Source organism: Paraclostridium benzoelyticum (assembly GCF_001006285.1).
Taxonomy (GTDB): Bacteria; Bacillota; Clostridia; order Peptostreptococcales; family Peptostreptococcaceae; genus Paraclostridium; species Paraclostridium benzoelyticum.
The window spans coordinates 1-7,528 of record NZ_LBBT01000164.1; the positions used below are offsets into that span (position 1 = coordinate 1).

General features: G+C 30.6%; 7 protein-coding genes. All 7 read right to left on the reverse strand.

Annotated elements, in window-relative coordinates:
- Nucleotides 1-137: 137 nt before the first annotated feature.
- Nucleotides 138-539: a DUF1667 domain-containing protein gene (locus tag VN21_RS07500; RefSeq protein WP_046822710.1), complete on the reverse strand. Its 402-nt coding sequence runs from the start codon at nucleotides 537-539 to the stop codon at nucleotides 138-140.
- A 2-nt stretch (nucleotides 540-541) separates the two neighbouring features.
- Entirely contained in the window at nucleotides 542-1,786 is a 1,245-nt protein-coding gene (locus VN21_RS07505; RefSeq protein ID WP_046822711.1) for an NAD(P)/FAD-dependent oxidoreductase, read from the reverse strand.
- The gene (locus VN21_RS07510) at nucleotides 1,776-3,236 is read right to left on the reverse strand and encodes an NAD(P)/FAD-dependent oxidoreductase (RefSeq protein WP_046822712.1); all 1,461 of its coding nucleotides are present in this window, start codon (nucleotides 3,234-3,236) and stop codon (nucleotides 1,776-1,778) included. Before VN21_RS07510 ends, VN21_RS07505 begins: the two co-directional genes overlap by 11 nt.
- A 162-nt stretch (nucleotides 3,237-3,398) precedes the next feature.
- A complete protein-coding gene (locus tag VN21_RS07515) occupies nucleotides 3,399-4,169 on the reverse strand; it encodes a glycerophosphodiester phosphodiesterase family protein (protein ID WP_046822713.1) in 771 nt (256 codons plus the stop codon).
- Between the two features lie 92 nt (nucleotides 4,170-4,261).
- Nucleotides 4,262-5,797, reverse strand: coding sequence for a glycerol kinase GlpK (glpK, locus tag VN21_RS07520; RefSeq protein WP_046822714.1), 1,536 nt, complete (start codon nucleotides 5,795-5,797; stop codon nucleotides 4,262-4,264).
- Nucleotides 5,798-5,843: 46 nt separating this feature from the next.
- Nucleotides 5,844-6,614 carry an MIP/aquaporin family protein gene (locus tag VN21_RS07525; RefSeq protein WP_052952008.1) on the reverse strand — a complete coding sequence of 257 codons (771 nt, stop codon included), beginning with the start codon at nucleotides 6,612-6,614 and terminating at the stop codon, nucleotides 5,844-5,846.
- A gap of 213 nt (nucleotides 6,615-6,827) precedes the next feature.
- Nucleotides 6,828-7,379: a glycerol-3-phosphate responsive antiterminator gene (locus VN21_RS07530; protein ID WP_021431660.1), complete on the reverse strand. Its 552-nt coding sequence runs from the start codon at nucleotides 7,377-7,379 to the stop codon at nucleotides 6,828-6,830.
- Between the last annotated feature and the right edge of the window lie 149 nt (nucleotides 7,380-7,528).

Genomic DNA, 7,528 nt, shown 5'->3' on the forward strand with positions numbered 1-7,528 from the left:
ACTTAAGTATATTTAACCAACTATATAGTTATTACTAAAATAAGTTATACACTTTAATAATTCTAACAATAAAAGTAACCTCCTTTAAATATGTTGATATCTAAAGAAGGTTATTTTTATTGTCCATTAATTTTTTATTATATACAATCTCTTAATTCATGATCACTATTTTTATCACTTGTATTCATACTTTCCATACTCTTAGAACTTACAATATCAACACCTGTTCCTAATATGTCTTTAACTATAATATCTCCCACATTAACAGGTGCACATACACATACTTTGTCTAAAACTTTCATAATATCAAACATTAACTCTTTAGGTACAGAATCATTAGTTTTAACTGGAAGTAAATTTAAGTAAGAACCGCTAAGTTTAACTGTAGTAGTTATAACTCTTCTTGGATTTGTAACTTCCTCAACTCCATATTTTGCTCCTCTTTTGCATGTGTTTCCTTCTACTTTATATTCTCCATTAACTTTACTTACAACTAATGAACATCCCATTGGACATACTGTACAAGTAACATTTTTCATAATTATGCCTCCTCTACACTAACTATTATATTACCTTTAATATCTTTAAATAAATCTTTACTAATTTTTATATTCTCCATCTCTGAAGGTATCATATGAGGTCTCTTTTTCTCTAAAATAATTTCATCCTTACTTCTAACAACTAACTTTTTATTTTTACAAATTTCTCTTACTCTCATAAATAAATTTACATCTTCATCGCTACTAACATCTATATTTTGAGGAACTATATATATAATTCCGTTGTCTGCAACTGTATTTACTTCTTTATTTTTATTTAACTTATTTAAACAATATAGAGCTGCGTTCTTTCCAGCTATCTTACTTTCTTTTGTAACAAAATCAACTAAGTCATGAACATGGACAACATTCCCACATGCAAACACACCATCTACATTTGTAGACATAGAATTATTTACAATAGGGCCACTAGTTTTATTGTCTAATACAACTCCAGCTTCAACACTCAATTCATTCTCAGGTATAAGTCCAACAGATAAAAGAAGAGTATCACAACTTATATATTCTTCTGTTCCTTTTACAGGTCTTCTGTTTTCATCTAATTTACTAATTGTAACTCCTTTTACTCTTTCTTTTCCATCTATATGTGTTATTCCTGTACTTAACATTAAAGGTATATCAAAGTCATCTAAACATTGAACAATATTTCTAGTTAATCCACTTGAATGTGGGTTTATTTCAACTACTGCCTTTACTTTAGCTCCTTCTAATGTCATACGTCTTGCCATTATAAGCCCTATATCCCCAGACCCATATATAACAATTTCTTTTCCTACCATATATCCTTCCATATTAGAAAGTCTTTGAGCAGCTCCCGCATTGTAAACTCCTGCTGGTCTATATCCAGGTATATCTATCGCTCCTCTTGTTCTTTCTCTACATCCCATTGCTAAAACTATAGCATCTGCTTTTATATTTATTATTCCGTCTTCACCTAAAGCTTCTATAGTCTTATCTTCACTTATGTTTAAAACCATTGTATCTAGCATGTATTCAATATTTTCTTGTTTAACCATTTCTATGAACTTATGAGCGTACTCTGGTCCTGTTAATTCTTCTTTAAACTCATGTAATCCAAATCCATTGTGTATACATTGATTAAGTATCCCACCTAATTCTCTGTCTCTTTCTATTATAAGTACATCTTTTGCACCATTTCTTTTAGCTTCAACTGCTGCACCTAAACCTGCAGGTCCTCCTCCAACAACTACAACATTATATTTCAACTAACTCACCCCTTAATTCTTTTGATTTTCCTAATACAGTATTAGAGTTTTCGTAGTCTTTTAAAACATCTTCCACATCTATTTTAAGTTCTTTTGCTAATATTTCTATAACTTTAGGTCCGCAAAATCCACCTTGGCATCTTCCCATACCTGGTCTTACTCTTCTTTTGACTCCATCTAATGTTCTAGCTCCACATAGTGAATTTATTGCATCTATAATTTCGCCCTCTGTTATACTTTCGCATCTACAAACTATTTTTTTATATCTTGGATCTTTCTTCATAATTTCTTCTTTTTCTTCTTGAGTCATTTTTATGAAAGGTTTATTCTTATGTCTCTTAGACTCAAACTTTTTATTTTCACTTAACATTAATCCTTCTTCTTTAAGAATTTCTACAACATATTTTGCAACTGCTGGTGCTGATGCAAGACCTGGTGATTCTATTCCTCCAACATTTATAAAGTTTTTACATTTCTTTGATGCAAATATCATAAAGTCTCCTGTATTTGGAGTTGCTCTAAGTCCTGCAAAACTAGTTATTGTTTTTCTGAAATCAATATTTTCTATAGTCTTTTTAGAGCTATTTACGATTTCACTAATTCCTTCTTTTGATGTAGATACATCTTCTTTTTCATCTACAGCAGTAGCATTTGGCCCTACTAATAAATTTCCATGTACAGTTTGTGTAACCAAGACACCTTTTCCTTTTTCAGTTGGACATTGGAATAAAACATGATTAGCAATTTTTCCTTCACTTTTATCTAATATTTTATATTCTCCTTTTCTAGGTATTATAAAATATTCATCTCCACCTATCATGTTGTTTATCTTATCAGCAAAAACTCCAGCTGCATTTACAACATATTTAGCTTTTATATCATTTTTGTTTTTTATTTTTATATTGAAACAATCTTCTTCTTTAACTATGTCTGAAACTTCAGATTCTAGTTTTAAATCTACCCCATTAAACATAGCATTTTCCATAAGTGCTATATTTAAGTTAAATGGACAAACAATCCCTGCACTCTCACAAAGTAATGCTCCAACTACATTGTCATTAACATTTGGTTCTAGTTCTAATACTTCTTCTTTTTTTAATACTTTTAATCCAGCCGCTTTATTTTCTAATCCTCTTTCGTATAAACCTCTAACGTGTTTCATTTCTTCTTCATCAAATGCTAAAACTAACGATCCTATTTGTTTAAAGTCTACGTTTAAATCTTTACATAAATCTTTATATAATTTATTACCTTCTATATTTAACTTAGCTTTTAAGCTTCCAACCTTTGCATCATATCCACCATGCACTATAGCACTATTTGACTTAGTAGTTCCTTGGCAAACTTCTATTCCTTTTTCTATAACTACTGTTTTTAAATTATACTTTGATAATTCTCTAGCTATGGCACTTCCACTTATCCCTGCTCCTATTATTGCTATATCATACATAATTTTGCCTCCTTGAAAAAAAAATAGAGAGCCCCCCTATACAATGTATAGAAGGCTCTCTTATCTCTTCGCCATAATATTTCGTTTTTTAAAATCGTTTTCCTTTTATAATTCTATATTATCATAGATTATTTTAACTGTCACTACCCTAAATTATTTTGATTATATATTTGCTTCACAAACAATATCCTGTTTATACTTATATGATTTAGGGAATCTATCCGCTATGTCTGTAAATATACCTGTAACTCCCCAATTGAATAATTGGTTTGCTCTGGCTAAATCATTTACAGTCCAAACATTAATTTTATATCCATGACTTCTAAATTTTTCTACCATTTCTTTAGTTAATCCTTCATTTTGTGGGTGTATATACTCAGCTCTACACATTTCCATTATAGAAGACCAATCATCATACAAATTATGTGTTTCAAATAAACATCCTACCGGAATATTGGGTCTTAAATCTTTAAATTTAGATAACATTAATGGGTTAAAACTCGAAACGATAACTCTTATATCATCATCTAATTTATTTAAAGCTTCTACAAATCTCTGTATAAGTTCTTGTGTTAATTCTTTACCTCCACAACATGATTTCAATTCAAAATTGACGTTTAATTTATATTTATTTATCAATTCAATTAACTCATCTAAAGTAGGTATTCTTTCTCCAATATAGTCATCACCAAACCAACTTCCTGCATCTATATGCCTTAAATCATCTTTGCAAATGTTATATAACGACCCTGTTTTATTGCTACATCTGTCTAATGTATCATCATGATTTATCACTAGGGTCTTATCTTTTAAAATATCAATGTCGCATTCAAACCATTTTATTCCTTTATCCTTACATAATGAAAATGCTGATAATGTGTTTTCTGGCGCTAATGTAGACATTCCTCTATGAGCAAATAGTATTTTTCCCATTTGATCTCCTTTATTGCTTAATGCCAATATCTAAAAATTTTTAAGTTTTTACTATTTACTTTAATTATATAACTTTTACCTGTACTTTATAATTAATTTTTTACACTAGCCAACTCTTTTTCAAATTCTTCATCTTCTTTTGCCCATAAAAGAGATCTATTTACTGCTCTTTTCCATCCTTTGTATAATAAGTTTCTTTTTTCTTCACTCATGTTTGGCTCAAATTCTTTTTCTAATGACACAGACTTTTTAATATCCTCTTTATTTTCATAGAATCCTACTGCTAACCCAGCAAGATATGCTGCTCCTAATGCCGTAGTTTCAAGTACTTTAGGTCTGTTTATACTTACATTTAGTATATCTGATTGGAACTGCATTAAGAAGTTATTAGCACTAGCTCCACCATCAACTTTAAGATTTTTAAGCTCTAAACCTGAATCTTCTTGCATAGCATTTAATACATCTTTTACTTGATATGCTATTGATTCAAGTGTAGCACGAACTAAGTGAGCTCTGTTAGCTCCACGAGTAAGCCCCATAACAGATCCTCTTGCATACATATCCCAATACGGTGCTCCAAGTCCTGCAAAAGCTGGAACTACATATACACCATTAGTATCCTTCACACTTTCAGCATAGAATTCACTTTGCTTAGCATCATACAGTATTCTTAATTCATCTCTTAACCATTGTATAGATGCTCCACCTATAAATATACTTCCTTCTAACGCATATTCTACTTTACCATCAACACCCCAGGCTATAGTTGTAAGTAATCCATTTTTTGACTCAACCATCTTCTCTCCAGTGTTCATAAGCATAAAACAACCCGTTCCATAAGTGTTTTTAGCACATCCTTCTTCAAAACAAGTCTGACCAAATAATGCTGCTTGTTGATCTCCTGCACATCCAGCTATAGGGATTTGAGCTCCACCTAACATATACTCATCAGTGTGTCCATATACATAACTAGATGGTTTAACATCTGGTAACATACTTTTTGGTATATCTAGCATTTCTAATATTTCATCATCCCATTTTAACTCTTTTATATTATATAGCATTGTTCTTGCTGCATTTGAGTAATCTGTAACATGTACCTTACCTCTAGTTAAGTTCCATATTAACCACGTATCTACTGTTCCGAATAATAATTCTCCATTTTCAGCTTTCTCTCTAGCACCCTCAACATTATCAAGTATCCATTTTATCTTAGTTGCTGAAAAATATGCATCAAGAATCAATCCTGTTTTATCTTTTATTTTATCTTTATATCCTTTAGCTTCTAATTCATCGCATATCTGAGATGTTCTTCTACATTGCCATACAATTGCATTATATACTGGCTTACCAGTGTTTTTCTCCCAAACTATAGTAGTTTCTCTTTGGTTTGTTATCCCAATACCACAAACTTGTTCTGGTTTAATGCCATTAGTTTCTAACACCTCTCTCATTACACCACTTTGACTTCCCCATATTTCCATAGGATTGTGTTCTACCCATCCTGGCTTTGGATAAAATTGAGTAAATTCTTTTTGTGATGTAGCTACTAAGTTTCCTTCTTTATCAAATAATATAGCTCTTGAACTTGTAGTTCCTTGATCTAATGCCATCATATATTTTTTCATATCGCTTTGCCTCCAATGATTATTTATTTTAAATCCTTGATGTATTTTAATTCATGTACTTTTTAACGCCTTTATCAAATACAAATCCTGCAAGAATAGCTCCTATTATAGGTCCTACTATAGGTACCCAAAAATACATGTCAGGTCCTAGTGCTCCACTTCCCCAACCTGCTAAAACAGCAAACATCTTAGGTCCAAAATCTCTTGCTGGATTCATTGCAAAGCCTGTTAATACTCCAAAACTAGCTCCTATTATAGCTATTGTTACTCCTATAAAAACTGGTGCTAAGTTTGACATAGGTTTGTTTGAATTTTTTTCTTCGCCTACTGCTAATATCACTATGACTAATAACATAGTTATGAAAGTTTCTACAAGTAATGCATCAAATGAGTTTAATGCAGCATTTGGATAAGTAGAAAATATACCTGCTGTAGTAAGTCCGTTTGATCCAGCTCTTACTATATTATTTGTATTCTCAAATGATAAGAATAGCTTATTAAATAATAAATAAACTGTTGCTGCTCCTGCAAAACATCCTAGTATTTGAGATATAATATATGGTAATACTTTTTTCTTTGGAAAATCTCGGTGTACCATTAATGCAATTGTTACAGCTGGATTTATATGAGTTCCTGATACTGCTCCAGTTACATATATTGCAATTGTTACAGCTAGCCCCCATATTATTCCTATTTCCCATTGAGAAACATCTGCTCCACTTAATACCATAGATGCTACAGCTCCACACCCTATAAAAATCAATATCCATGATCCAATAAATTCAGATATGCACTCTCCTAATAAAGTCTTTTTCAACTCAATACCTCCCTTGATATTTTATGTAATTAGTCAAATAAGGCAAAAAAACAGAGAGCTCCTATCATTTTTATAGGGGGCTCTCTCATCTCCAGCCAGTTATTAATTTAATTAAATGCTATCACGAAAACATTTTCCAGTCAATAAAATACTTTGTTAGATATTTAATAAACTAAACTGCTATATCAATTGAAAAAGCTACTTTTTTGTTAATTACCACATCTCAATATCCGTAGTAGATATAGCCATAGCTCCAGCTGATAATCCACCAATTATTTCTTCTTTTCTATCAATTAATCCTCCACATATAATAGGTACGTTAGGATAAGTTTTGTTCATTTTTTTTATTACCTTTTGAATTACACCTGGCATAATTTCTATTGCATCTGGTTTTACTCTCTTTAAACTTTCAATTGCGTTCTCCAGAGACATAGAATCTATAAAGAAAAATCTTTGAACAACTTTTAAATCTAACTCTATAGCTCTTTTAACTATATTAGTTTTAGTTGTTATTATGCCATCCAAATTGAATTCTTTTTTCATATAATCTACAGCTATAGGACTAGATGAAAGCCCTGTTATCATATCAATATGAACAAATACTTTTTTATTATGTTCATGTAAAATTTGTATCTTTTCTTTTAATGTAAGAATATCTTCATTTAGTAAAAAAACAATATCTCCGTCTGAATTTGCAGCATCCTCTAAATGCGCATCACCCTTTATAGCACAAATTATTGGGTTTAATTCTAATAATTCTTTCATATATGCCTCCTCGCCTTTGCTCAAATTCATTATTTATTTAAATTTCAAAATAATAAATTACGTATAGCAAAACCTTTGCCTTTTATAAAATTTATTATATCACTTTTTTAAAAATAAGATATTATTGTTTTTTAATTTTAAATTTTATT